This is a genomic window from Streptomyces sp. NPDC087270, from assembly GCF_044744625.1.
In the GTDB taxonomy this organism is placed as follows: Bacteria; Actinomycetota; Actinomycetes; order Streptomycetales; family Streptomycetaceae; genus Actinacidiphila.
Genome location: NZ_JBIUYR010000003.1, coordinates 190,836 through 213,681, shown reverse-complemented (window position 1 = coordinate 213,681; position 22,846 = coordinate 190,836). Strand labels below are relative to the sequence as shown.

General features: G+C 74.2%; 25 protein-coding genes. 11 read left to right on the top strand and 14 right to left on the bottom strand.

Annotated features, from left to right (window positions below; genetic code table 11):
- Window positions 1–10 precede the first annotated feature (10 nt).
- Entirely contained in the window at window positions 11–388 is a 378-nt protein-coding gene (locus tag ACIPAE_RS07730; RefSeq protein WP_402443605.1) for a zinc-binding dehydrogenase, read from the top strand.
- Between the two features lie 121 nt (window positions 389–509).
- Here the strand turns inward: ACIPAE_RS07730 and ACIPAE_RS07725 are convergent, their stop codons facing one another.
- Together ACIPAE_RS07725 and ACIPAE_RS07720 are read right to left on the bottom strand one after the other, a co-directional pair.
- Window positions 510–1,499 carry an NAD(P)-dependent oxidoreductase gene (locus tag ACIPAE_RS07725; protein WP_402443603.1) on the bottom strand — a complete coding sequence of 330 codons (990 nt, stop codon included), beginning with the start codon at window positions 1,497–1,499 and terminating at the stop codon, window positions 510–512.
- Window positions 1,500–1,831: 332 nt separating this feature from the next.
- Window positions 1,832–2,695 (bottom strand): SDR family NAD(P)-dependent oxidoreductase, encoded by an 864-nt coding sequence (locus ACIPAE_RS07720; RefSeq protein WP_402443601.1) that lies wholly within the window; start codon window positions 2,693–2,695, stop codon window positions 1,832–1,834.
- Window positions 2,696–2,782: 87 nt separating this feature from the next.
- Here ACIPAE_RS07720 and ACIPAE_RS07715 point away from each other — a divergent pair, with 87 nt between their 5' ends.
- The 4 genes from ACIPAE_RS07715 (at window position 2,783) to ACIPAE_RS07700 (ending at window position 6,764) form a co-directional block, all read left to right on the top strand.
- On the top strand, window positions 2,783–3,634 hold the full coding sequence (locus tag ACIPAE_RS07715; protein ID WP_402443600.1) for a helix-turn-helix transcriptional regulator: 852 nt from the start codon (window positions 2,783–2,785) through the stop codon (window positions 3,632–3,634).
- 138 nt (window positions 3,635–3,772) lie between these two features.
- Entirely contained in the window at window positions 3,773–4,324 is a 552-nt protein-coding gene (locus ACIPAE_RS07710) for a hypothetical protein (protein ID WP_402443598.1), read from the top strand.
- 437 nt (window positions 4,325–4,761) lie between these two features.
- On the top strand, window positions 4,762–5,922 hold the full coding sequence (locus ACIPAE_RS07705) for an RICIN domain-containing protein (protein WP_402443596.1): 1,161 nt from the start codon (window positions 4,762–4,764) through the stop codon (window positions 5,920–5,922).
- Between the two features lie 158 nt (window positions 5,923–6,080).
- Window positions 6,081–6,764: a class I SAM-dependent methyltransferase gene (locus ACIPAE_RS07700; RefSeq protein ID WP_402443594.1), complete on the top strand. Its 684-nt coding sequence runs from the start codon at window positions 6,081–6,083 to the stop codon at window positions 6,762–6,764.
- Window positions 6,765–6,832: 68 nt separating this feature from the next.
- Here ACIPAE_RS07700 and ACIPAE_RS07695 read toward each other — a convergent pair whose 3' ends face one another.
- On the bottom strand, window positions 6,833–7,423 hold the full coding sequence (locus ACIPAE_RS07695) for a TetR/AcrR family transcriptional regulator (protein WP_402443592.1): 591 nt from the start codon (window positions 7,421–7,423) through the stop codon (window positions 6,833–6,835).
- A 38-nt stretch (window positions 7,424–7,461) separates the two neighbouring features.
- Here ACIPAE_RS07695 and ACIPAE_RS07690 point away from each other — a divergent pair, with 38 nt between their 5' ends.
- Entirely contained in the window at window positions 7,462–7,836 is a 375-nt protein-coding gene (locus tag ACIPAE_RS07690) for a nuclear transport factor 2 family protein (protein ID WP_329373242.1), read from the top strand.
- 39 nt (window positions 7,837–7,875) lie between these two features.
- Here ACIPAE_RS07690 and ACIPAE_RS07685 read toward each other — a convergent pair whose 3' ends face one another.
- A complete protein-coding gene (locus ACIPAE_RS07685) occupies window positions 7,876–8,895 on the bottom strand; it encodes an NADP-dependent oxidoreductase (protein ID WP_402443590.1) in 1,020 nt (339 codons plus the stop codon).
- Between the two features lie 110 nt (window positions 8,896–9,005).
- On the opposite strand from ACIPAE_RS07685, the gene ACIPAE_RS07680 reads away from it, so the two are divergent.
- Entirely contained in the window at window positions 9,006–9,557 is a 552-nt protein-coding gene (locus ACIPAE_RS07680) for a TetR/AcrR family transcriptional regulator (protein WP_402443589.1), read from the top strand.
- 246 nt (window positions 9,558–9,803) lie between these two features.
- On the opposite strand, the gene ACIPAE_RS07675 is transcribed toward ACIPAE_RS07680, so the two are convergent.
- From ACIPAE_RS07675 to ACIPAE_RS07660, 4 genes are all read right to left on the bottom strand, one after another.
- Window positions 9,804–10,373: a histidine phosphatase family protein gene (locus tag ACIPAE_RS07675; RefSeq protein WP_402443588.1), complete on the bottom strand. Its 570-nt coding sequence runs from the start codon at window positions 10,371–10,373 to the stop codon at window positions 9,804–9,806.
- 221 nt (window positions 10,374–10,594) lie between these two features.
- A complete protein-coding gene (locus ACIPAE_RS07670; RefSeq protein ID WP_402443586.1) occupies window positions 10,595–13,216 on the bottom strand; it encodes a hypothetical protein in 2,622 nt (873 codons plus the stop codon).
- 349 nt (window positions 13,217–13,565) lie between these two features.
- A complete protein-coding gene (locus tag ACIPAE_RS07665) occupies window positions 13,566–14,669 on the bottom strand; it encodes an NAD(P)/FAD-dependent oxidoreductase (RefSeq protein WP_402443584.1) in 1,104 nt (367 codons plus the stop codon).
- 166 nt (window positions 14,670–14,835) lie between these two features.
- Complete coding sequence (locus ACIPAE_RS07660; RefSeq protein WP_402443582.1) at window positions 14,836–15,393, bottom strand: DUF6000 family protein; 558 nt, start codon at window positions 15,391–15,393, stop codon at window positions 14,836–14,838.
- Window positions 15,394–15,828: 435 nt separating this feature from the next.
- Between ACIPAE_RS07660 and ACIPAE_RS07655 the strand changes: the two genes are divergently transcribed.
- Window positions 15,829–16,437 carry a YdeI/OmpD-associated family protein gene (locus ACIPAE_RS07655; protein ID WP_329373257.1) on the top strand — a complete coding sequence of 203 codons (609 nt, stop codon included), beginning with the start codon at window positions 15,829–15,831 and terminating at the stop codon, window positions 16,435–16,437.
- 228 nt (window positions 16,438–16,665) lie between these two features.
- Here the strand turns inward: ACIPAE_RS07655 and ACIPAE_RS07650 are convergent, their stop codons facing one another.
- Window positions 16,666–17,562, bottom strand: coding sequence for a DUF3626 domain-containing protein (locus ACIPAE_RS07650; RefSeq protein ID WP_402443580.1), 897 nt, complete (start codon window positions 17,560–17,562; stop codon window positions 16,666–16,668).
- 121 nt (window positions 17,563–17,683) lie between these two features.
- Between ACIPAE_RS07650 and ACIPAE_RS07645 the strand changes: the two genes are divergently transcribed.
- Window positions 17,684–17,830: a hypothetical protein gene (locus ACIPAE_RS07645; protein WP_402443579.1), complete on the top strand. Its 147-nt coding sequence runs from the start codon at window positions 17,684–17,686 to the stop codon at window positions 17,828–17,830.
- 84 nt (window positions 17,831–17,914) lie between these two features.
- Here ACIPAE_RS07645 and ACIPAE_RS07640 read toward each other — a convergent pair whose 3' ends face one another.
- The 5 genes from ACIPAE_RS07640 to ACIPAE_RS07620 form a co-directional block, all read right to left on the bottom strand.
- The gene (locus ACIPAE_RS07640; protein WP_402443577.1) at window positions 17,915–18,580 is read right to left on the bottom strand and encodes an SDR family NAD(P)-dependent oxidoreductase; all 666 of its coding nucleotides are present in this window, start codon (window positions 18,578–18,580) and stop codon (window positions 17,915–17,917) included.
- 126 nt (window positions 18,581–18,706) lie between these two features.
- Window positions 18,707–19,084, bottom strand: coding sequence for a DUF2255 family protein (locus tag ACIPAE_RS07635; RefSeq protein ID WP_329373265.1), 378 nt, complete (start codon window positions 19,082–19,084; stop codon window positions 18,707–18,709).
- A gap of 89 nt (window positions 19,085–19,173) precedes the next feature.
- On the bottom strand, window positions 19,174–20,196 hold the full coding sequence (locus tag ACIPAE_RS07630; RefSeq protein ID WP_402443575.1) for a zinc-dependent alcohol dehydrogenase family protein: 1,023 nt from the start codon (window positions 20,194–20,196) through the stop codon (window positions 19,174–19,176).
- 103 nt (window positions 20,197–20,299) lie between these two features.
- Window positions 20,300–20,701, bottom strand: coding sequence for a cupin domain-containing protein (locus ACIPAE_RS07625; protein WP_402443573.1), 402 nt, complete (start codon window positions 20,699–20,701; stop codon window positions 20,300–20,302).
- Between the two features lie 166 nt (window positions 20,702–20,867).
- Window positions 20,868–21,185 carry a carboxymuconolactone decarboxylase family protein gene (locus ACIPAE_RS07620; protein WP_329373272.1) on the bottom strand — a complete coding sequence of 106 codons (318 nt, stop codon included), beginning with the start codon at window positions 21,183–21,185 and terminating at the stop codon, window positions 20,868–20,870.
- Between the two features lie 245 nt (window positions 21,186–21,430).
- Here ACIPAE_RS07620 and ACIPAE_RS07615 point away from each other — a divergent pair, with 245 nt between their 5' ends.
- Window positions 21,431–22,324: a helix-turn-helix domain-containing protein gene (locus tag ACIPAE_RS07615; protein WP_402443571.1), complete on the top strand. Its 894-nt coding sequence runs from the start codon at window positions 21,431–21,433 to the stop codon at window positions 22,322–22,324.
- A gap of 98 nt (window positions 22,325–22,422) precedes the next feature.
- The gene (locus tag ACIPAE_RS07610; protein WP_402443569.1) at window positions 22,423–22,830 is read left to right on the top strand and encodes a RidA family protein; all 408 of its coding nucleotides are present in this window, start codon (window positions 22,423–22,425) and stop codon (window positions 22,828–22,830) included.
- Window positions 22,831–22,846: the final 16 nt, after the last annotated feature.

Below are 22,846 nucleotides of genomic sequence, written 5' to 3'. Positions count from 1 at the left end.
CGGCCCCGGTGTGGCGCGGTCGTGGCGGCTGCTGAGCCGCGGCGGCACGCTGGTCTCCTACGGCACCGCGGCCACGAAGGACAGCGGCGGCAACTCCCGACTGCCGGTGCTGCAACTGTTCGCGCGCCTGACGCTGTGGAACTACCTGCCCAACGGCAAGAGCGCGCACTTCTACGACTTCTGGGCCGGGCGGCGCCGCCTGTCCGACTTCCGGCGCCGGCTGGGCGAGGACCTCACGCAGGTGCTGCGGCTGCTGGCCGACGGCCTCCTCGCGCCGCAGGTCGCCGCGCGCTTCCCGCTGTCCGAGGCCGCCTCGGCGCTGGCCCTCGCCGAGTCGCGCACCGTCGCCGGGAAGGTCGTCATCGTGCCCGACCCGAACGGGTCGTGAGCCGGGGCCGGCGGAGCGAACCGGAGCCGGGCGGGCGGGTCCGCGCCGGCCGGGCGCCGCGGCCCGTCCGCCCGAGCGTCCCCGTGCCGAGTCCCCCCGGTCGGTCGGCTCCTCGTGGGCGTCAGGCGGCCGACGACCGCTTCTGCCTCCGGTAGTCGACGGCGGCGAGGTCGTCCTTGCCGTGCCCGGCCGCGACGGTCTGCTCCAGCCGGTCCCGCACCGCCTGGAACAGGGAACTGGGGACGTCGGCCGACGCCGCCAGGTCGATGTCCTTCAAGGCGAGCCGCACCCCGAACCCGGGCGCGTACGCCTCGTCGTCCATCGCGCCGATCTTCTGCAGTTCGTACGGCATCGCCAGCGGACCCGCCTCCAGTGCGCGGACCAGGGCCGCGTGGTCGACGCCGAGCGCGTCGCACAGCGCCAGGACGTCGCTCATGGCCACCGTCGAGGCGGCCATCCAGGCGTTGAGCGCGAGTTTGACAGCGCTGCCCTCGGCTCCCGTGCCCACGTGCAGCACGGACGAGCCGAGGTCGTCGAGGACGGGACGCGCCCGCGCGAGGACGTCCTCGGAGCCGGCGACGAGCCAGATCAGCGTGCCCCGCAGGGCGGGATCGGTGCTTCCCGAGACCGGCGCGTCGAGGTACGCGACACCGTGGTCGCGTGCCAGGCCGGCCAGGTCGGTGGCGCTGCTCGGCCCCACCGTGCTGGCCTGCACCCACACGGCGTCGTCGGCGAGCCGGGCGAAGGCGGCCGACATGACCTCCGCGACCGCCGGGCCGTCACGCAGCACGGTGAAGACGACGGACGCGCCGGCGACCGCGTCGCCCAGGTCCTCCACCGCCGTGACCCCCTCAGCGTGCTCCGCCGCCGCGCTCGCCTTCTCCGACGTGCGGTTCCACAGCCGTACCTCGTGCCCGGTCCGTCCGAGCCGCGTCGCCATCGCCGCGCCGAGCGCGCCGGCTCCCAGGACGGTGAGTGTCGTGCTCTGCGACATGGAAGGCTCCCTTGCCCGCGGATTCCCTTCCTGTCCATGCTCCTCCCGGACCCCGCGGACGTCCTGGCGAACGCCTGCGGCGCGGGTGCGGCGGGGTGGTCCCGCCGCCGGCGGCACGGGGTGCCGGGAGCGGCCCCATGGCCGCGCGCCCGGCCATGGACCAGGCGGGCGGCCCGCGCCGAACCCGCCGACGACGGGCGCACCCGTGCACGCCGTCGCCGCCCGGACCGGCCCATCGGCGGTGCGGGACGCGGCCCCGGACACCGCGTCGCCGGAAGGCGATCCGACCGTGGGCCGGGGCGTTCCGCTGCGAGCGGGCCGCCGACGCCCTGGACCGGCTCCGGCAGGACCGGTACGCCGGCTGCTCGCCCGCTACCGCGCCGCACTGCGACCGCCCTGTCTTGCTCCGTTCGGCCCCGGGCCGTCTCGGTGGCGAGCGGGGCCGCGGGTCAGGTGCGGAGGCCGCCGTCGACGCGCAGGACCGTGCCGGTCACGAAGGAGGAGCGGTCGCTGAGCAGCCACGCGGCGGCCTGGGCGATCTCGTCGGGCTCGGCCGGCCGGCGCAGCGGAGTGACGGACCTGGTGCGGTCCACGATGCCGGGGGAGTCCGCCTCCCACTCGCGGATCATCTCGGTCATGGTGGCGCCCGGGGCGACGGCGTTGACGCGGATGCCCTCCGGGCCGTAGGTGACGGCGGCCGACTCGGTGAGGCTGTTGACCGCCCGTTTCATCGCGCCGTAGGCCGGCAGTTCCGGGTTGCCCATCAGGCTGCCGACGGACGAGTTGTTGACGATGGCCCCCGTCCCGGCGCTGGCCCGGATGGCCTGGACCTCGGCGACCATGGCCAGCCAGACGCCCTTGAGGTTCACCTCGTAGATGCGGTCGAAGTCGTCCTCCGGCAACTGGTCCATCGGGCCCGGGCGCTGGATCGCCGCGCCGTTGTTGAACGCGACGTCGAGCCGGCCGTAGAGGTCCACCGCGTGCGCCACGGCAGCCCGTACGCTCGCCGCGTCGGCGAGGTCGCACACCACGTACTGCGCGGTGCCGCCCGCCGCCCGGACCTCCTCGGTCACGGCCTTGAGCTGGTGCTCGGTACGGGCCGCCAGCAGCACGCGGGCGCCCTCGCGGGCGAAGAGCCGCGCCGCGGCGGCGCCGATGCCGCGCCCGGCGCCGCTGACGAAGGCGACCTTGCCGGCGAGCAGGCCCCGGTCCGCGGAGGCGGTGGCGGAAGCGGTGGCGGAAGTGGTGGTGGCGGCGGAGACCGTGGATGTGTCGGTGGTGGGTGTGCCGTCGACGGGAGTGAGGTTGTCCATGGGAACGAGCCTGCGTCCGGCCGCGGAGCCGATCCAGGCACCGGCTGTACCTGGCTGCGCGGTGCGGGCCCGGCCCACACTGGGAGCATGGACCGACGAGAACTGGCCGACTTCCTGCGCAGCAGGCGCGAGCGGATCGGCCCGGCCGACGTGGGGCTGCCGGCGGGGCGGCGCCGGCGCACCCCCGGGCTGCGCCGCGAGGAGGTCGCGCAGCTGGCGTTCATCTCCACGGAGTACTACACGCGCCTGGAGCAGGCCCGCGGCCCGTGGCCGTCGCGCGAGGTGCTGGCCGGGCTGGTCCGGGCCCTGCGGCTGTCGGACGCCGAGCGCGACCACCTCCACCACCTCGCCGGCGCGCCGCCGCAGCGGCCGGCCGGCCCCGCCCGCGAGGTGCGGCAGAGCATCCTCGACCTGCTGCGCCGGCTGCCGCAGGCCGCGGCGATCGTGACGTCCGCGACCTGCGAGGTCCTCGCCTGGAACGACCTCGCGGCGGCCTTGATGGAGGACTTCTCCGCGGTGCCGCGGCGCGACCGCAACCTCGTGCGCAGGTGTTTCCTCGGGCCGCACCCGCAGGGGCTGCGGCTGTACGGGGTGTCCGACGCGGACCTCTTCGCGCGCTCCTCGGCGCAACGCATGCGCGCCACGGCCGCCCGCTACCCGGAGGACTCCGAAGTGGCCGAGCTGGTGGACGAACTCCTCGCCGGGAGCGAGGAGTTCCGCCGGCTGTGGGACTCCCACGACGTGTCCGTCGCCCCGACCCTGTGCAAGACGTTCCCGCACTCACCGGTCGGCCCGGTCACCGTCGACTGCGACGTCCTCGACATCACCGACCGCGATCAGCAGGTGGTGATCTACACCGCCGCCCCCGGCTCGCCGTCCGAGGAGGCGCTCCGGCTGCTGTCGGTCATCGGCACGCAGCGCATGGACGTTCCGCGCTGACCTGGACCTCCGCCGTGGCCGCAGATCCGAATTGTCGTACCCTCCTGCTACATTGCGGCTCTGCTCGTCGCCGACCGCCCGCACTTCGCCGGCGTGACGCGGCGCCCGCACGCCGTACCGTCCTGGGGGGACTTCTTCATGAGCGTCGACCAACCGCCACCGCCGGCCGGGGGCCGGAACCCGTTCGGCGCGCCGGGCTACCACCGTCCGGAGGCCCCGGACCGCTTCGTGCCGCCGCCCGGCGCGGGGGAACGCAACCACCTCGGCCTCGGCCTGGCGGTGGGCGTGCTCGTGGCGGTCGTGGCGGCGTTCGCCTACGGCGGGCTGCTGTGGGGGCTGACCGACCGTCACGGCAGCAGCGTCGAGTTCCACTTCGGCGCCTTCGTGATGGCCGCGCTGGTGGGGATCACCGTCGGCGAGGTCGGCGGGCGCGTCGTGGCGCTTCCCTTCGCGGCGGCGCTGCTCACAGCCGGCGCGGTGATCTTCGGGAGCCTGTTCGGCGCCGCGCTGATCGCCGGTGACACGGCGGCCGGACTCGGCCACAGCCTCTCGGTCACGGACGTCTTCTTCCACCACTTCGGCTCCCTGTGGAGGGCGTGGACGCACGACTTCGGCCTGGGACGGCTCTCCACCCTGTGCTGCTCCGCGCTCACCGCCTACGGGCTGGCCAGGTACTTCGGCGACAGATGAGCGCGGTGAGCCCAGCCGGGCCGAACGGGGAGGGGTGGTCGGCCGGGCCGGCGTGGACGAGGGAGCCGGCGGGCGGTGGGTGCTTCGCCGCCGCGTACGGGGCCTCGCGCTGCTCGGCCGCGGGATGCGGCGGGCGACCGAGGAGACGGACCGGGGTCGATGATCAACCGGCCCGGGCCTGGGCGTATCGTCCGGTAAGGGCGTGCCACGCGGGCTCGTCGGCACGGTGGTTGGGGGTGGTTCGCGCCCAAGTGCGGCCGTACGCGACGGAATTCGGCCGATCCCGGGTCCAACCGGTTCCGCGTGGTGGAGGATGGCGCCTGGGACGGGAGCGCCGGACCGCCTCACCGGCCGGTCCGCGGGGCGTACGCACCGCACGGCCCGGCCGGGCGACCTGAGACCTTACGGAATCTTACGGAACCTTACGGAGACGACGCATGCCCACCTCGCGGCCCCCGCGGGACCCTGGCGCCGACGGCAGCCGGCCGGAGCCGGACGACGACGCCGCACCGGCGGTGGTGGTCCGCCGCGCGGTCGTGATGCCCTCGGTGCCCGACGGCCCCCCGCCGGCCGCACCCGCGCGGACCGCGACCGGCGGCGCCGCGGGGACGGCCGCCGCCGGGGAACCGCTCGGGTCCGTGCGGCCCGCCGCGGGCGGTTCCGGCCCCGGGGCCGGCGGCGCTTCCGGCGGTGCCTCCGCGCGGGGCCCGGAGGGCGGGCGGAGGTCGGCGGCCCGCTCGCTGCCGGTACTGATCACGGTGGGCGTGGTCGTGGCGATCGGCGCCACGCTCCCGTTCGCGGTCACCACCTGGCAGCACCACGGCGCGGCCCCCGCCGCGCAGACCCATGACATCCCGTCCGCCGACCCCCACGGCGACACCCCGCAGACGCTGCCGGCCCCGGCCACCGGCACCGCGTCGCCCACCGCGAAGGTGTCGCCCCACGCGTCGAAGAAGCCGCCCGCGCACCCGCACCGCGCCGCCGGCACCCCGCACCCGGGAACGACCGGCACGACCTCCGGGAAATCCGCGCCGAAGCATACGGCGAAGCCGAAGTCGACGCCGAAGTCGACGCCGAAGAAGAAGGTGTCGACCGCGGCCGCCGCCCGCGCCCGCGCGAACGCCGCCTCCAGCGCGAGCAAGGTGCTCATCGACAACGTGACCACCCGCCTGTGCGCCGACGTACCCGGCTTCGGCAACGGGACGAGCGACGGGCCGGTCAACCAGTACGACTGCGACGGCACCGACGGCGACAACCAGTTGTGGGACCTTCAGGTCGCGTACAAGAGCGGTGGGCCGCAGGGCGCCAGCCTGTTCGTGATCAGGAACCACAAGGACGGGCTGTGCATGGACCTGCCGAACTACGCCGCGGAGCCGGCCGGCACGAAGATCGAGGAGTTCGCCTGCAACCGGACGAAGGCCGACAACCAGCTCTGGTGGCTGGACCCGCGCCCGGACGGCACGTACTGGATTCGCGACTACAGCAGCGGCATGTGCGTCAACGTGCCCGGCGTGGGCACCGGCCGCGAGGACGCCCGGCTCGAACAGGACCCCTGCGACACCAATCCGAAGGACGACTTCCGCTGGCGCTTCCAGTGAGCTCTGGCGAGCGGCACCTACCGGGTGTTTGACCGCGTCCGCACTTGACCTTGCCCGAAGGTGAAGGCCGACAGTGGCGGTGGGTCCAAGTCGGCGAGCCGGGCGTGAAGGGCTTCGACCGCACTTCGACCGCACCCCTGTCGAGAGGAGCCCGCACCATGGACGACACCGCACTTCTGGCGGAGCAGAGGGCCTACTACCGGGCCGGCGCGGCCGAGTACGACCGGCAGTACGCGACCTACGAAGCCCTGCGGGAGTTGCTGACGGTCGTCGACGAACTCCCGATCGCCGGGGACGTGTTGGAGCTGGCCTGCGGGACGGGCCGGTGGACCCCGGGCCTTGCCGCGCGGGCCCGTTCGGTGACGGCCGTCGACGCGTCAGCGGAGGTGCTGGCCCTGGCCCGGGCGCGCACCACCTCCCCCTCGGTCGAGTTCCTTCAGGCCGACCTGTTCACGTGGCGGCCGCCGCGACGCTACGACACGGTGTTCTTCGCCTTCTGGCTCTCCCACGTCCCGCCGGCGCGGCTGCCCGCCTTCTGGAACACCGTCGCCGCCGCGCTCGCGCCCGGTGGCCGGGCGGTCTTCGTCGACGACGGCCCCGCCGCGGCGGCGTACGAGGACGTCCTGCCGGACCAGCCGACCCCGGCGGCGCTGCGCCGGCTCGACGACGGCAGCCAGTACCGCATCGTGAAGGTCTTCCACGATGCCCGTTCCCTGACGGACGACCTCACCGCGCTGGGCTGGTCGGTCCAGGTCCGTACCCTCGACGGGAACATCGTCGGCGTCGCGGAACCGCCGCGTGTCGACGACCGCGCCGCCGGCCGAGGTGACACGGGGGAGTGAGACGGGGAAGGGGCGGGCGCGGCCAAGGCCGCACCGCGGGGAGACCGGTGCCTGACGCAGGGGCACCGTCACGGTGAGAGGCCGGGATCATCTGCCTCGTACAGGCGCATCACCGACGACCGGAACTGCTCGGCCGCGGCCGGCGCGTCCAGGCGGCCGGCGCGGATCTGCTGGTCGGCGGCGTGGCCGAGCGCGATCGTGGCGGCGACCAGCCAGCCCGTCTCCAGGCCGGTGGTGAACTCGCCGCTCTCGCGCCCGCGGCGGATCAGCGCCTCCAGGCGCTGCTCGACCGGCAGGTGGCGCGAGGCGTCCGCGTCCGGATCGCCGTCCGGCCGGCCGAGCGCTGTCTGCTCGGCCAGGAGCGTCCCGACGGCGCCCAGGAACCGGCCGAGTGCCGCGGTGGCGGTGCCCTCTTCGAGGTCGGCGGCCTCCAGCACCGCGAACGCCCGGCGGCTCAACTCGTCGCGCACCGCCGCGAGGAGCGCCTCGCGCGTGCCGAAGTGCACGTATGTGGTCTGCCGCGTCACACCGGCCTCGGACGCGATCTCGGACATGCTCGCGTCGGGACGCTCGGCAAGCACCCGGATCGCCGCCGACACCACGGCGGCACGGTTGCGCCCGACCTCCACCCGCTGACGGCGGCGCCTTATCTCTGACACGGTTGACAACCCTAACAGCCCTGCCAAGGATGACGGTCATGTCAGAGACAACCGAACGGGCGGCACGCCGCCTCCTGATCGACTACACCCGCGACATCGCCCTGTCCGACGAGGACCCCGCGCTGATCGTGGATCGCACCCTGACCGGCGACGCGGTCTGGGTCACCGACGGCACGGAGCTCACCCGCGAGCAGTTGGTCGCGCACGCGGCGCCGGCCCGCAAGAACGTCACCGCCACGCGGATGCGGATCGACGAACTCCTCGTCGACGGGCGGCGGTTCGCCGCACGCTGCCGCCTCAGCGCCGAACACCGCAAGCTCGGGACCGTGGTGATGGAGTGGATGCTGATCGGCGAGGTCGCCGACGACGGAAGGGTGCGGCGCGTCCGTCAACTGGGCCGGCCGGCGGCGTAGCGCGGGGCCGGCCCCGAGGCGTGAGGAGACGTGGGGCGGCTACACATCCTGGGCGACGGTGAGCACGATCTTGCCCTGGATGTGTCCTCGCGCGGCGCGCTCGTGCGCGGCCCGCGCGTCCGCCAGCGGGAACGTGCTGTCGATCGCGACGCGGACCGTGCCCGCGTCCAGCAGGCCCCCCAGTTCGGCGAGTTGCGCGCCGTTCGAGCGGACCTGGGTGAGGGAGACCGTGACCCCCAGCTTCGCGGTCTCCTCGTCGTCGAAGTCCCCGGGGAACACGGGGAACTGGGCGCCGCCGCGCTTGAGCGTGCGCAGGAGGCGCCTGCTGTCGGGGCCGCCCACGGTGTCGAGGACGAGGTCGACGCCGTGCACGAGTTCCTCGGGGCGGCTCCTGGTGTAGTCGATGAACCGGTCGGCGCCGAGTTCGGCCAGGAACGCCTCGTGCGCGCCGGAGGCCACCGCGATGACGTGGGCGCCCTTCGCCTTCGCCAGTTGCACCGCGAAGTGGCCCACGCCGCCGGCGGCGCCGTTGACGAGCACCGTCGTGCCGGCGCCGAGGGGGACCGGGCGATGCGGCACCGGCTGGAAGGGCGAGGGGCGGTCGTGGCCGAGTGCGATCAGGAACTGCCACGCGGTGAGTCCGGCCATCGGCGCCCCGGCGGCGTGCACGTGGTCGACTCCGGCCGGCTTGCGGGCGAGGTCCGAGGCGGGCGCGGCCACGTACTCGGCGTAGGCGCTGCCGTCGAAGCCGGGAAAGCGCAGCAGGCCGAAGACCTCGTCGCCGACGGCGAGGCCGTCCACGTCGGCGGCGACGGCCTCGACGACGCCCGACACGTCCGTGCCCGGAGTCACCGGCAGGCCGACCGTCGAATCCGGTTCCCCGGGGATCGTGGTCAGCCCGCCGCGCAGGTACCAGTCCGGCGGGTTGACGCCGGCCGCGTGCACGCGGACGAGCGCCTCGCCCGGGCCCGGCACGGGAATCGGCACCTCGTCGTAGCGCAGTACCTCGGGGCCGCCGTGCTCGTGGAGCCGGACCGCCCTCATCGTGTGTGTCGGCATCGTTCTCTCCTGCTCGCGCTGCGGGCTACGCTGAATCGGATCGGCGATCCACATAAGTGGACCACTGATCCGAATATATGGACCACTGATCCGGATAGTCAAGGGGACCGATGCGGGCGGACGCCAGGAAGAACCGTGACCACGTGCTCGCCGTCGCGGGCACCGTCATCTCCGAGCAGGGCGTCGACGCCTCGCTGCGCGACATTGCGCGCAGGGCCGACGTGGGGCTCGCCACGCTGCTGCGGCACTTCCCGACCCGCGAGGCGCTGCTCGACGCCCTGCTCCGCACGAGTTTCGACGAACTGACGGCGAGGGCGGTCGAGTTCGAGACATCGAGCGCGCCCGAGGACGCCCTCGTCACATGGCTGAGCGACTGCGTCGTGTGGGCGACCGAGTACCGGGGCGTGACCGAGCTGATGGCAGCCGCCATCGAGGACGCCGAGTCCGCGCTCCACGCCTCCTGCGTCACCCTGCGCGCGGCCGGTGCGCGGCTCCTCACCCGTGCTCAGGCCGCGGGCACGGCGCGGAGCGACATCGACGGCGCCGACCTGTTCGCGCTGATCGCCATGCTCGCCTGGCTCGGTGACCAGCCCTCGCTCGCGCCCCGCGCCGATCGCCTCTTCGACGTGGTCGCGGGGGCGATCCTGACGGGTGGGCCCTGACGGGTGGGTCCCTCGGCGAAGCGACCGAGGGGGAAGGCCGCGCCCGGGGCCCCGGCTGACTGCTTCACCCGCGGGCTCGGCCGTGCGCGACACGACGCCGGGTTCGCCGGGGGAGGGGCGGGCGGTCGGCCCGATGGTCGGGCCGCGCGCCGGGCCGGGCTCAGGCGTGAGAAACGTCGAACCGGGTGCCGACGCGGCGATGTTCACGAGGGCGCCGCAGTTCGCCGCCGCGAGGGCCAGCCGGTATCACGGCACGTTCCAACCGAGCACGACCGGCAGCCCGTGCTCGTGACCCAGCGTGTTGATCGTGCCCGGATGCGGGTGCCCGAACTGCCGCCCGGCCGACGCGTCAAGCCTGAGCCAGCGCGCGGTGAGGATGCGGGACAGGTGGCCGTGCGCGACGACGGCCACGTCGCCCTGGTCCAGCAGCGGCCGGACCCGGCCGAGGAAGGCATCGACCCGCACCGTCACCTGCCCGAGGTCCTCGCCGTCGTCGACGCCGTCGCGCCACAGCTCCCAGCCGGGCCTGAACTCCTGGATCTGCTCGGCGGTCAGCCCCTCGTAGCGACCGTAGTCCCACTCGATCAGGTCGGTGTCGGGCTTCGCGCTGCTCAGTCCGGCCAGTTCGGCGGTCCGAACCGCGCGGGTCAGCGGGCTGGTGTGGACGGCGGCGAACTCCCGATCGGCCAGCCGAGGCGCGAGCGCACGAGCCGATTCCTCGCCCGCCTCGGTCAGTGGCAGGTCGGTACGGCCGGCATGCTGCCCGGTCCGGCTCCACGCGGTCTCGCCGTGCCTGATCAACACCAACTGGCCCATGGCCGAGGACCGTATCTCACCTCGAAAACAGGGTGAACATCGCCTGATGCGGCGTCGGCTGGTGCGAAGGCGGCACCGACGGCGTCCAGGTCGCCGAGCGGGGTGCCGGCGCCGCGGTGATCGGCCTCGCCGCCGCTACCGCTGCGGTCACCCCGGCCACGGGCCCGGTCGGCGGCCGACCGAGGATCGGCACCGGGGCTCTCCTCGGCGGCCGTTCGGCGTCACTCCCAGCCCGCGGGGCCCGAGCAGCGTGCCGGCCAGCGCCGGACCCGGCCCCTGCTGCCGGACGGCACGCCCTCGTCCAGCGCCTCGGTGAGGGCGAGCAGCGCGGCCCGGTCCTGCTCGGCCGCCGTGCCCGAGCCCGCGCCGCTCGTCACGTCCCGCAGCAGCACCACGCCGGACCCGCGTACCTCGCGCACGTCCAGGACGCGGAAGGTCGTGCCCGGTGCGAAGACGACCTCGTCCGCGGACTCCGCGGCGCCGCCGGTGCGGGGCTGGGCGCCACCGCGCTCCAGGCGGACCCGTCGCCCGTTCTCGGACCAGACGGCGTACCGGGTGGTCGCAGAGGGGCCGCGCAGGTTCGCGGTCAACGCGCTGACCGGGCCGGGCGCGCGCAGCAGCCGGCCGGGTACGGTCCGCTCGGGCGCCAGCGCGTCACCGCTCCTGAACGCGGGGCCCCGGTACGGCACCATGCGGCCCAGGCCCGACGCGAGGCACGCGGCGTAGGGCAGCACGCGAGGGTCGCCCGCGCGCAGGGCGGCGCCGAGCGCGAGGTGGCCGAGCGGGCCGTCCCCCGTGGTGAGGTACAGGTGAACGGCCAGCACGTCGACGGGATGCGGCGCCCACTCGCCCATCTCCTCGGTGGCCGCCCGGCCCAGCATCCGCTCGACGGCCTCCTCCTGCCCGCGCCAGACCTCGTCCGGCACCAGCGCCCGGAACGCCTCGCGCTGGGCGGCGGAACTGCGGTGGCCCAGCCCGAACGACGGTGTCAGCACCGGCCGTCGCACCACGGGCGGTACGGCTGCGGGGGGTACGGGCGCCGGCGGTGCGGCCTGCGGCGGTACGGGTCCTGGCGGTATGAGTGCCGGGGGAGCCGTGCCGGCCGGCGGCCGCGGTGGTATGGGCCGGGGCGCCGTGGGCGGCTCGACGGCCTTGCTGCGTACGGCACTTCGGGCGTCGGGTGCGGGTGCGGGCGCAGGGGCCGGCACGGGCGCGGGTGCGGCCGGAGTCGGGGGCACCGGCGCGCTCACCGGTGCCGGTGCCGCAACTGGAACCGGCGCCGGCCCTGCCTGACCGGCGCCCGACGGCCGGGGCAGCGCGGGGCGGGCGGGCAGCCGCGGCCCGGGCTGCTGGCGGGTTCCACCGGGCGCAGGGAACGCAGGGACCGCCGGTGCCGCCGGGAGCGGGTGGGGCCTGGCCGGGGGAGCCGGGCGGCGGGCGGCGGGCTGGGGCGGCTTGGTCCGCAGCCGCTTGACGCCGTGCTCGGACAGCACCCGGCTCAACTCGCGCGCCTGCTCCGTGCCGCAGTCGCCGTAGAGGTGGAGCACCGCGCGTTCGCGTACCTCCGGGCTGAGCGCGGCCAGCAGCGTACGGAGGGCGGGCAGCGCGGAGGAGCCCAACGGGCGGCCCGGCGTACCCAGTTCGATCGCGGGCGCGTCCGCGTCGACCGGGCGCTCGGCGAGTGCGATCGGCATGCCGCTCACCCGGGTCACGCGCAGCCCGGACCTGGTCACCGCGACCTGCCAGGACTCGGAGAGCCGCAGCACCCCGGTCCGCGCCGAACCGACGCCCCTGAGCGGGGGCTGCCAGCGCAGCAGCAGCGGCGGTACGGGCGGGCCGTCGAGCTGCGGGCGGCACACCACCGACTCCACGAAGGGGCGCCAGGCCGGGGTGCCGTCCCGCCCGATCAGTACGGTGCGCACCTGGTGCGTGTCGCCGTCGGGCGACAGGCCGTCGGTCATCAGCGGCGCGCCGGTCAGCACCTCCACCTCGATGCGGAACGTGTCCGCGGCCAGCTGTCCGGCCGCGAGCAGGTCGCTGTTGCCGCCCGGGGCGAGCCGGATCGCCGAGCGTATCGGCGGCGGCAGCAGCGTCAGGGCGCCGACCACGTCGTGCGGGGTCAGCTCGACCTCGTCGCCGGGCGCGCCCACCAGTACCACCGGCCGGTCCGGGCCGACCGGGACGGCGAACGCCAGGTCGCCGGGGAGCGGAGCGGGTTCGTCGAGCGGGCGCAGCGCCACGCCCGCCGGAATCCGGTGGATCGCGGTCTCCCCGGTCGCGGTCCCCGACAGCCGGTCCAGGTCCGCCTGCCACGACGGCGCGGGCAACTGCCGTCCCAGCGGCTCGGGTTCGCCCTCGGGGGCGAACCGCCACCAGCCGCGGTTCTGGCCGGCCCCGGCGCCGCCCCCGGTCTCCTCAGGGTCTTCCGGGCGCCGCGGCACGAACAGCGAGCCGCCCGGCACCAGCAGGGCGGCCCCGTCGGGCGCGACCACGCGGACACCCCACCGTTCGACGATCCTGCGTGCGACCGCGGGCCGGTCCGCGCGGGCGGTGGCGGCGTGCGACAGCACCAGCAGCACCTCGCGGAACGAGCCCGGCCGCTGCCCGTCGAGCACTTCCTCCAGGCCCGACCAGGCCCGTTCGCTCTCGGTGCCGACCACGACGGTGACCGTGGTGCCGTCCTGCGCGGCCATGGCGTAGCCGAGTTCGGCGATCGACATCGGGTCAGGCGCGGGCTCGCCCACCGTACGCACCACGTGGACGCCGTCGATCTCCTCGACGTGGATGGCGTCCGGGTCCACCGCGTCCACGGAGCCGGGCCCCGCGCCCCCCGCCCCGCCCACCGCCTCGGCACCCTCCGCGTCCCGCCGTCCGCCGTCCGCCCCACGGCGCGGACGCGTGCCGATCCACCGTCTCACCAACCGTCACCGCATCCTGCTCGCCGATATGTACCCATGAACGCGACCATCGCGTGATTCCGCACAATAACGCAGGTGTATGACTTCCCCTCGACACCGGTGTCACACCCGCCGCAGCCGTCCGAGATCCCCTACGGACAGGGTAGTTGCGACCGCCTCCCCGCCGACCGCCCGACGGGGTGGCGTGCCGCCGTGTGCGGGCCCTCGCCGAGCGGCACTCGGGCGGCGTGACCGGGTGAACGTATGGCGCGACGGCACCCGGTCACGCGCGTCCTCAGAGCTCCGCCGTGGGGGAGTCCAGGCCGTGGACGCGGGTGCCCAGGATGCGGCGGGAGACCTCCGCCTCCATGGCCGGGGCGAACGCGTCGAACGGGGCGAACGCGGCGCTGGGCGGGGTGTGTTGCGGCGGGGTGCGGAGGGCCGCGGCGCGTTCCGCGTCGGCCGTGAGGAGGTCCGTGTTGATCGCGGCCGCGGCGCCGACTCCCGCGGCGGCGGCCGCCGGGACACCCGCGAGCAGGTCGCTGACGTTGCCCGCCGCCCAGATGCCCGCGACTCCGGTGAACCCGCCCGCGTCCACGGCGAGTTGCTTGCCCACGCCCCGGGGATGGTCCCGCAGCGGCAGGTCCAGGCCGTCGAGGAAGCCGGCGCGCGCGACGAAGTAGGGGGCGACCACCAGGTGGTGGACGGGCACGACCGCGCCGGACCCGAGCAGGACTCCGACGAGGCGGTCCCGGTCGTCGATCCGCAGACCGGTCACCGGGCCGTCCACCACCGCGACGCCCAGGCCGGCCAGTTGCTCCCACTGCTGGTCGGTGAGTTCGGGGCCGCCGTTCGGGAAGAGCGTGACGTCGTCCGACATTTGACGGAACATCAGAGCCTGGTGGAAGCTGCCCAGCACGCCGATCTTCGTGTCGCGGACCTCCCAGCCGTGGCAGTACACGCAGTGATGGACGTCACGCCCCCACCGCTTCGACAGCCCCGGCACGTCCGGGAGTTCGTCGACCAGACCCGTGGCCACCAGCAACCGCCGCGCGCGCACCTCCCGCACCTCCCGCGCGTCCTGCGTGATCACGCCGAAACCGTCGTCGCGCCGCTCGATCCGGCTGACGCGCCCCGCGACGACCCGGCCACCGTAGGAGGCGACCTCCTCGCGGCCGAGGCGCAGCAGTTCCAGCGGGGAGATCCCCTCACGCCCGAGCAGACCGTGCACCCCCACCTCTTCCGCCGGGGCGTTGCGCGGCTCGCCCGCGTCGATCACCAGCACCGACCGGCGCACCCTGGCCAGGTTCAACGCGGCCGACAGCCCGGCCGACCCACCCCCGATCACCACGACGTCCCAGGTCGTCCCGTCCACACGCGCCATCTCTCGCTCGCTCATGCCCCCACCCTGCGCGCACCGCGGTCACATGAGCAAAAGCGTGTGCCGTTCCGGCAAAACGGGGTACCGGCCCGCCCGCGATGACGGCCTGGCGTCGGCGCTCGTCCTGGTCGGTGGTTCCGGGCGCCGCTCACCACGTCCTTCCGGTGCCGGGAAACCACCGCGCCTACGTCCTGATCTGCGGTCTCCTGCCTGCCGCGAAGGCCACCAACTGTGCGACCGACTCCCGCTCCTCCGCCAAGGAGTCCGTGCCCTCCTCACCGGACCACTGCTCCCACAACCCGCCTGGAGCGAGAAGCGGCTGTGCACGGCTGGTGCCGAGCACGCCGTCGAGAAACAGGAGCGCCCCCATGGCCCGTCGCCGGCAGTGCCGGTGATCGTCCTCGTCCACGGGGCGTGGAACGAGAAGGGCCTGGTCCAGATAGCGACGCAGCAGTTCGGCATCCTGCTCTGTGCCCAGTCGGGCCAACGCCGTGCAGTAGTCCCAGCCGTACCCGCACGCGGTACCGCTGTGCAGGTCCCGGGCGATTCGGTCGCGGAGGTCGGCACGCCGTCCGACCGCGATGAGCCACGAGGCGGCCGACCGCTCGCGCCAGCCCCCGTGTCCAGAAGCGTCGTCAGATCTTGGGTGCCGGCCCTGCGCGCGGACCAGCGCAGCCGGTACTGGAAGAGCCGCTGCCGGGGCCGCGGCCAGAACAGCACCCCGCCGCGCAGGTGCAGGCAACGACCGCCGTGGCCGACGTAGCGCCGGATCAATCGATGCCGGTAGCGGTGCTCAGGGCTGCCGAACCTCCCGCGCAGGAAAGTCGCCGCGTAGTCCCGCAGACCGCCAAGGTCCACTCGGACCATCCACGCCGCCGCACGCAGACGCGACCTGTACACCCCATTGCCCTTGGCCACAACGCCCCCTACCGGTTGCCGACCACCACGGTGCCCCACACCATCGAAGAACGCCCCATGGCAGACCATCGGGGGATGCCGCGCGGTCTCTCGCGGGGCGGCCACCCGAGCATCGGGCAGGATGCGGCGGGCCCGCGTGCGGAAGGCTGCCATCAGGGCCGGCCAGGACACGACGCAGATCCGGTGCGGCCTGGATGACCGTGCGGCCTGGACGACCGTGGAGCCGGCATCCCGCGTCCGGGGCCGTGCCGAATGCCTCATGGCCGTCGGCCGGGTGTGGTTCGCTGCTGGGGTGACTCAGGACTTGGAGATCGTCGCATTCGAATCCGCCGAGGCGTTCCAGGCATGGCTCGGCGAGAACCACGCCGTCTCGCCCGGCATCTGGCTCAAGCTCCGCAAGAAGGGCACCGGAACCGCCGCGCTGGACTACACCCAGGCGCTCGACGTGGCCCTCTGCCACGGCTGGATCGACGGCCAGAAGGCGAAGTTCGACGACCAGTGGTGGCTCCAGCGGTTCACCCCGCGCAAGCCGCGCAGCAAGTGGTCCAAGGCCAACCGGGACAAGGTGGCCGCCCTGATCGAGCAGGACCGGATGCGTCCGCCGGGACAGGCCGAGGTCGACCGCGCCAAGGCAGACGGCCGCTGGGAGGCGGCCTATGACGGGGCAAGGACCGCCACGGTGCCGGACGACCTCGCGGCAGCCCTGGCCGCCGACCCGGCCGCGGCGGAGTTCTTCGAGACACTGGACCGGCAGAACCGCTACGCGATCCTCTACCGGATTCACGACGCCAAGAAGGCCGAGACCCGGGCGCGCCGGATCGAAAAGTACGTGGCGATGCTGGCGAAGGGCGAGAAGCTGCACCCGTAGCCCGTAGCCCGTAGCCCGTAGCCCGTAGCCCGTAGCCCGTAGCCCGTAGCCCGGAGCGGATCGGCTGCGGACACCCCGGCGCCGAGATCGCCCTGTGGAACCTCGAGCGTGCCTGGTCGAGTGACGAGGCGTTGACCGTCCTCGCCGCTGCCCTGGGTCCCTCGGTGCAGCAGGTCCCGGCTCGCGTCTGACGTCCGCAAAGGCCCGCCGGACATCACGCGTTCAAGCTCAGGGGCGGGCGCTCGCGGGGGAGGTGTCGCGGGGGAGCGGGGCGGAATCCCGGGTCGCGGGGGCACCGAAGCGGGCCAGGTAGTGCCACACCTTCTTCAGGTCCTGCGGGTCGTGCGTGCCGGTGGCGGCCGCTGCCGCGATGATCGCGGGGTCGAGTTGCCCGTCGACGGCGATCCGGCTGCCCAGCTCCACGAACCGCGGCCCCCGGTAGTCGGGATGGCGCCGCAACTCCGCGACGGAGAGCCGGAATCCGGCGTGCCACTCCAGCGGGCAGGGCAGCGCCCGGGCCTGCTCCTCGACCGCGGTGTTCCGGTGGCAGGCGTCGAGGACGAGGGCTTCGACGTCCCGCTCCAGCAGGACGGGACCGTGCACCTGGGCCTCGACGTAGTCGTCGAGCGCGTCCTTGTCGTCCGCCTCGGCGAGCGCGACCAGCGCCATGCGGCCCGCGACGCCGAAGTCGGAGGGCTCGCAGAAGCTGTCCGGGTAGCAGAACGTGGTCCGGGCGACGGCGCCCGCGGTCAGCCGGAAGTGCGCCGAGCCGAACCGCGGCGCCCCGCCGGTGGAGCGGCGGCGGAAGTCGAGCGCCCCGTACACCGGCCGCTGCTCGGGCGGCGCGTCGTCGTACGCCCCGCCGAAGATCCGGCTCTCCCAGCGCCAGCGGTCGCCGCCCGGACGCGCGGTCAGGCCGCCGTTGCTGGTGCCGGTCACGAACTGGGAGCGGTACACGCCGTCGGCGGCCAGCCGGGCCAGGATCGGCAGGCCGTCGTGCGCCCGGTCCGGGTGGAAGTTGAGCGTCACCCGCAGCCGCGGGTCGACCGGGGCGCCGGTCGAGCGCTCCTCGACGTGCCGCAGCGCCCGCTGCGCGGGAGTGGGCGGCGGGTCGCTGATCGTCATCCCCGTAGTCTGCCGGGCCGGCCGCCGTACGCAAGGGAATTGTGGTGCGCACGGTGGGCTGCCCGGCCGCACGAACCGCCCGGGGCCGCCCTTTCGCGCACCCCGACGGGGTGTCACCCGAATGGAGCCGCCCACGGTCGAGATCTACGGCAACTCCGCGCGCCCCAAGCTGCGCCTGATCACCTGCGGCGGCGGGTTCGACAAGAAGCGCCAGGAGTACGAGGGCAACGTCGTGGCCTACGCCCACCTCACCGGCACCCGCCCCTGATCCGGCGGGCGAAGTCCGGGTCAGGACGGCCGGGTCGGCCCCAGGCAGACGGCCAGGCGGCCGGACGGCCAGACGGCCACGTGGTCATGTGGTCAGGGGCGACGCGAAGTGCCGGAAGCCCTCGCGGGCGTGGTGCAGGGACCACAGGGTGTCGGCCAGGATCTCGGGGTCGCTGTGCGGGTCACCCGGGGTGATCGCGCCGGGGATGATCAGCTGGGCGGCGTGGATGCCGGCGTCCGCGAGGGTGTCGTGCAGGAGCTGGGCGTAGACGCTCTCGGCGGCGAAGGCGATGGAGGTGCCGGCGCGCTCGGGGAGCGGCTGGACGGCGCTGCCGCCGTTGACGAACAGCAGGGTGCCGCGGCCGAGTTCGCGCATGCCCGGCAGCACCTGCCCGACCGCCGTCGCGGGACCGTAGACCGAGAACTCGACCGGCCCGACCAGGTCGGCGGCCGTCGTCTCCAGGATGGGCTTCATGAAGTCCCGGTGCGGGACCGGGCTGTACTGGAGCACCTCGATGGTGCCGAGCGCGGCCGCGGCGGCGTCGAGCGCGGCGGTCAGGGCCTTCGGGTCGCGCACGTCGGCGGCGAAGCCCCGCGCGGTCACCCCCTCCCCGCCGAGCTGCGCGGCGAGGGCGTCCGCGTGCTCCTGGGCGCGCGAGATGACGGCGACGTCGAAGCCCTCGCGGCCGAACCGGCGTGCGACGGCGGCTCCGAGACCGGGGCCGGCTCCGATGATGGCGATGGTGGTCACGGCTTCTCCAGGCGGTGTGGGGTGCGGGTGCGGTTCGTACGGTACGGACCTGCCGGCGGTAACGGTGGGAGCGACCGGCGGCGGGAACCCTTCGGCCGGCAACCCCGCGGCCGGGAACTCAGGACGTCAGGGGCTCGGGCGGACCGCGAGCGTGGTGGCCCGCGCCTGCTCCGACACCATCGCGGCGACGTACGGCCCGGAGGAGCCGTACTTGCCACGGTAGGCGGCGTCCACCCGGTCGTTGAGCGTCGGGTCGTCGACCTCCGCGAAGGCGACGTCGCGCTCCACCCCGCCGGCGCTGATCCGGCCCCGGAGGCCGGCCCGGGCGGCGCGCCACCAGCTGCCCTGCCGGCCGCGGTACGCCCGCACGTACAGCTCGTCGCCGTCGCGGACCACCCAGATCGTCGTGGGTGCCCGCCGGGTGCCGTCCGCGCGTGCGGGCGCGATCGCCAACTCGTCGGCTTCCCCGATCCGTTGGAGTTCGTCGTGCGGCCAGTTCGTCATGGCGTCGGCTCCTTCTCGGTCGGCGTGTGATTTCGGGTGCGGATACGGATACGGATACGGGTGCGGGGGCCGTACGGGGTCGGGTGCGGTCAGGGGAGCAGCAGCGTCTTGACGGCGCGCCGTTCGTCCATCGCGCGGTAGCCCTCGGCGACCTGGTCCAGCGGCAGGGTGAGGTCGAAGACCTTGCCGGGGTCGATCCGGCCGGACAGCACCCGCTCGATCAGGTCGGGCAGGAACGCCCGGACCGGTGCGGGGCCGCCGCGCATGGCGACGTGGGAGAAGAAGAACTCGGTGCCGTCGACGGCGACGCCGTGCGGGACGCCGACGAAGCCGACGTTGCCGCCGGGCCGGGTGGAGCGCAGGGCCTGCTGCATCGACTGCTGGGTGCCGACGCACTCCAGGACGGCGTCGGCGCCGATGCCACCGGTCATCTCCTTGATCCGGGCCACGCCCTCGTCGCCGCGTTCGACGACGATGTCGGTGGCGCCGAACCCGGTGGCGAGCTTCTGCCGGGCCTCGTGCCGGCTCATGGCGATGATCCGCTCCGCGCCGAGCTCCTTCGCGGCGATCACCGCGCACAGGCCGACCGCGCCGTCACCGACGACCACGACCGTCTGCCCGGGCCTGACCTGCGCGGCCACGGCCGCGTACCAGCCGGTGCCCATGACGTCGGAGCAGGCCAGCAGGCTCGGCACGAACGCGTCGTCGGGCAGCTCGGGGGTGGCGACGAGGGTGCCGTCGGCGAGCGGTATGCGCACGTACTCGGCCTGGGAGCCGATGGCGCCGACGGGCACCCGGTGCAGGCAGTTGCTCTGGTAGCCGTTGAGGCAGTTCGGGCAGGTGTTGTCCGAGGCGAAGAACGACCCGACCACGAACCGGCCCGGCTTGACCAGCTCGACGTCGGCGCCGACCTGCTCGACGACGCCGACGTACTCGTGGCCCATCGGGGTCGGCCCGGTGACGGGGTTGACGCCGCGGTAGTCCCACAGGTCCGACCCGCACACGCAGGTGGCGACGGTGCGGATGACCGCGTCGGTCGACTCGACGATCGCCGGGTCGTCGCGCTGTTCCAGGCGCACGTCACCGGGGGAGTGGATGACGGCTCCACGCATGATGATCTACCTTGCCTTCTTGATCGTTTCGGGTTTGCGTCTCGGGGTTGCGGAGAGGTTGCGGAGGGGCGCGGCGAGGGCGCCGCGGGGGCCGGTCGCCCCCTCAGGCGCGGGTACCCGTGCCGGGCCCGGCGTACTCGGCGTCGCTGACGTGCTCCAGCCAGTCGACGTCGTCGGTCTCCCATAGCGCGAGGTGCACCATGAACCGGTCGGGGGCGGCGCCGTGCCAGTGCTCCTCGCCCGGCGGGGTCCAGACCACGTCCCCGGGACGCGCCCGGAGGATCTCGCCGCCCCGGGACTGGATCAGCGCGATGCCCTCGACGATGTAGAGGGTCTGGCCGAGGCCGTGGGAGTGCCACGCGGTCCGCGCGCCGGGCGCGAACCGCACCGTGTTCGCGCGCACCCGGGAGGGTTCCTCGCCGCGGTGGATCACATCGGCCCACGCGTCGCCGGTGAACCACTTCCCGGGAAGCTTGGCGGTGGGGGGTGCGGCGAGCAGTTCCATACGACGGTTCTCCCTGCGGTTGCTCGGGTGCGGGTGTTCACGTGCGGTGCGGATGGGGTGCGGGTGTTCACGTGCGGTGCGGATGGGGTGCGGGTGTTCACGTGCGGGTGCGGCCACGGGCGCTGCCCGCGGTACGGGGACGGGCCCCGCACCGGCGCGCGCCCGTTCACGCGGTGTCCTCGACGAGGGAGTGCAACCGGTTCGCCGCGGTCATCGCGGCCGGCCAGCCGGCGTAGAACGCCAGATGGGTCAGCGCCTCGCCCAGTTCCTCGCGGGTGAGCCCGTTGTCCATCGCCAGCTTCAGGTGGAAGCCAAGCTGCTCGGTGCGGTACAGCGCGGCCAGCACGCTCACCGTGACCAGGCTGCGGTCACGCGCGGACAGGCCGGGCCGCTCCCACACGTCGCCGAAGAGCACCTCGTCGGTCAGCTCCACCAGTTTCGGCGCCACCGAAGCCAAGTGCCGGGGTGCGGTCTGTCCTGCCATCGCGTCTCCTCACGTCGAAAGGTCGATCGGTCGAAAGGTCGTCCCGGCGTCGGAGCGCCGCCGGGACAGGTTCCCCGGACGGGTCCTGCGTGGTGCCGCCGTAGGGCGTCCCTGCGGTGCCCGCCGGGTCGCCGGACCGCTTCACCATCGAGGAAACCGCAGGTCATGCCGGTGAGGAAGGACCTGCTGTTCCAGGTAATGACAGAACCCCTCAGCCGCCGCGGGCCGGCCGTAGCCTGGAGGGCATGGACAGCAGGACCAGTGGGGCGGGCCGGAGCGACGTCAAGGAGTTCCTGGCCACGCGCCGCGCGAGGATCACCCCCCAGCAGGCCGGGCTGCCCGCGTACGGAGGCAACCGGCGGGTGCCGGGACTGCGCCGCGAGGAGGTCGCCCTGCTCGCCGGGGTCAGCGTCGACTACTACGTCCGGCTGGAGCGCGGCAACCTCGCCGGTGTCTCCGACAGCGTCCTGGACGCGATCGCCCGGGCCCTGCAACTCGACGAAGCCGAGCGCTCCCACCTGCACGACCTCGCCCGCGCCGCCGGTACCGGCCCGCGCCGCGGCACCCATCCGGCCCGCCGCCAGGTCCGCCCCACCATGCTGCGGGTCCTGCACTCCATGACCGGGACCCCGGCCTTCATCCGCAACGGCCGGCTGGACATCCTCGCCGCCAACACCCTCGGCCGCGCCCTGTACGCGCCGCTGTTCGACGCACCGGAGCGGCCGGTCAACACCGCCCGCTTCCAGTTCCTCCACCCCGACGGGCCCGACTTCTTCCCCGACTGGGACACCTCCGTCCACACCACCGTCGCCCTGCTGCGCACCGAGGCGGGCCGCGATCCGTACGACCGGCACCTCACCGACCTGATCGGTGAACTCGTCACCCGCAGCGAGGAGTTCCGCACCGCCTGGGCCAAGCACAACGTGCGCCTGCACCACACCGGCACCAAGCGCTTCCACCACCCCGTCGTCGGCGACCTCACCCTCGACTTCGAGGCCATGGAACTGCCCGCCGACCCCGGCCTGACCCTCACCAGCTACAGCGCCGCCCCCGGCACCCCCTCATCCGACGGCCTGACCCTCCTCGCCGCCTGGGCCGCCACCGAACCGGCCGCCCGAACCGAGCAGACCGCGCCCTGACGCGCCCGCAGCCGTAAGCCGCCAAAACAGTCACCGCCGGTTCGGGTCCTTCGGAAAACCTGGTGCGCCTCGTGCCCGCGTTCGCCAGGCTCGGGGCCATGAGCCCGAGGATCACCCGCATCAACCCCGACCGGCTCCACCCGACCCCCGGCTACCACCACATCACCGTGGTCGAGGCCGGCCGCACCGCCCACCTCGCCGGGCAGTGCCCGCTCGACCGCGACGGCGTGCTGGTCGGTCCGGGATCGCTCGACGCCCAGATCGACCAGGTCGCCGCGAACGCGCTGGCCGCCCTGGCCGCCGTGGGCGCGGAACCCGACGACGTCGTACGCTCCGTCATCTACGTGTCCACCGACGTCACCGAGGTCCTGGGCGCGGCCTGGCGGCGACTCACCGCTTCGGCGATCGGCCCGGCGTTCACCACCGCGAGCACCCTGCTCGGCGTCAACCGGCTCGGCTTCACCGGGCAGTTGGTCGAGGTCGATCTGACAGCGGCGCTGCCGTGACCCGCGGGTACGTTCA

Coding starts and splice junctions, on each gene's coding strand:
- ACIPAE_RS07715 (WP_402443600.1), top strand. CDS start 2,783: ATGGACCGACGAGAACTGGCCGACTTCCTGCGCAGCAGGCGCGAGCGG.
- ACIPAE_RS07610 (WP_402443569.1), top strand. CDS start 22,423: ATGAGCCCGAGGATCACCCGCATCAACCCCGACCGGCTCCACCCGACC.
- ACIPAE_RS07700 (WP_402443594.1), top strand. CDS start 6,081: ATGGACGACACCGCACTTCTGGCGGAGCAGAGGGCCTACTACCGGGCC.
- ACIPAE_RS07620 (WP_329373272.1), bottom strand. CDS start 21,185: ATGGCAGGACAGACCGCACCCCGGCACTTGGCTTCGGTGGCGCCGAAA.
- ACIPAE_RS07645 (WP_402443579.1), top strand. CDS start 17,684: ATGGAGCCGCCCACGGTCGAGATCTACGGCAACTCCGCGCGCCCCAAG.
- ACIPAE_RS07665 (WP_402443584.1), bottom strand. CDS start 14,669: ATGAGCGAGCGAGAGATGGCGCGTGTGGACGGGACGACCTGGGACGTC.
- ACIPAE_RS07720 (WP_402443601.1), bottom strand. CDS start 2,695: ATGGACAACCTCACTCCCGTCGACGGCACACCCACCACCGACACATCC.
- ACIPAE_RS07690 (WP_329373242.1), top strand. CDS start 7,462: ATGTCAGAGACAACCGAACGGGCGGCACGCCGCCTCCTGATCGACTAC.
- ACIPAE_RS07625 (WP_402443573.1), bottom strand. CDS start 20,701: ATGGAACTGCTCGCCGCACCCCCCACCGCCAAGCTTCCCGGGAAGTGG.
- ACIPAE_RS07680 (WP_402443589.1), top strand. CDS start 9,006: ATGCGGGCGGACGCCAGGAAGAACCGTGACCACGTGCTCGCCGTCGCG.
- ACIPAE_RS07650 (WP_402443580.1), bottom strand. CDS start 17,562: ATGACGATCAGCGACCCGCCGCCCACTCCCGCGCAGCGGGCGCTGCGG.
- ACIPAE_RS07675 (WP_402443588.1), bottom strand. CDS start 10,373: ATGGGCCAGTTGGTGTTGATCAGGCACGGCGAGACCGCGTGGAGCCGG.
- ACIPAE_RS07685 (WP_402443590.1), bottom strand. CDS start 8,895: ATGCCGACACACACGATGAGGGCGGTCCGGCTCCACGAGCACGGCGGC.
- ACIPAE_RS07655 (WP_329373257.1), top strand. CDS start 15,829: ATGGCCGTCGGCCGGGTGTGGTTCGCTGCTGGGGTGACTCAGGACTTG.
- ACIPAE_RS07705 (WP_402443596.1), top strand. CDS start 4,762: ATGCCCACCTCGCGGCCCCCGCGGGACCCTGGCGCCGACGGCAGCCGG.
- ACIPAE_RS07635 (WP_329373265.1), bottom strand. CDS start 19,084: ATGACGAACTGGCCGCACGACGAACTCCAACGGATCGGGGAAGCCGAC.
- ACIPAE_RS07630 (WP_402443575.1), bottom strand. CDS start 20,196: ATGCGTGGAGCCGTCATCCACTCCCCCGGTGACGTGCGCCTGGAACAG.
- ACIPAE_RS07710 (WP_402443598.1), top strand. CDS start 3,773: ATGAGCGTCGACCAACCGCCACCGCCGGCCGGGGGCCGGAACCCGTTC.
- ACIPAE_RS07615 (WP_402443571.1), top strand. CDS start 21,431: ATGGACAGCAGGACCAGTGGGGCGGGCCGGAGCGACGTCAAGGAGTTC.